Annotated in this window: 1 protein-coding gene; it reads left to right on the top strand. The window is 42.3% G+C overall.

The genetic code is table 11. From position 1 onward, the window contains the following. Nucleotides 1–564: penicillin-binding transpeptidase domain-containing protein (locus ACFIK8_RS11610; protein WP_375669515.1), on the top strand; the 564-nt coding region annotated here is incomplete at its 5' end. Nucleotides 565–688 lie beyond the last annotated feature (124 nt).

The following is a 688-nucleotide window of genomic DNA, read 5'->3' as shown; positions in this document are numbered from 1 at the left end:
GGTTTCACACAAATCAGAACAACAGATGGGCATGTAGTGTGGGATTTTGAGCATAACGGTGATAAACCACATCGAGTACTCAGCGAACAATCAGCGGCTTATATGAACCAAATGATGGTTGGTGTCACCACACGAGGATCGGGTAAACGTGCTGCTCTCCCCATGACCCTTGTTGCTGGAAAAACTGGAACATCACAATCCTATCGCGATGCATGGTTTGTTGGCTTTACCGGTAACTATACTGGAGCTGTATGGATGGGTAATGATGATTTTTCACCGATGAATCGAGCTTTTGGTGGCGGCATACCCGCCATGATATGGCATCGCATCATGCTGTCTGCACACCAAAATATCATGCTCAAACAGCTCTATGGTGTCAAAGATTCGCTTCTCCCTTATCAGCTCCCCCCTCTTTCTTCCCATGATGATTGTGAGCTTGCATCAAAAATACCCTCTACTCTTTCCCCTGAAACATTGAATATTGTGCGTCTGATTAATAAAGATCTAAAAAATCCAGCTGCAATCTCCTTGAAGATGAGAACCATTGGAGCTTCAACATTTTAAATCCGAGATATTCTATCATGTTTCCTCATAGTGTTGTTTCCTTTTTCATCTTCGCTTCTTCTATTTTATGTGGAATATTGAGCGTCGATTACATGCTTAATTCCTTTCATCATTTTGGGCAATT

Source organism: Bartonella sp. MR168JLCBS (assembly GCF_042194175.1).
This window is presented reverse-complemented; position numbering and strand designations above follow the sequence as displayed.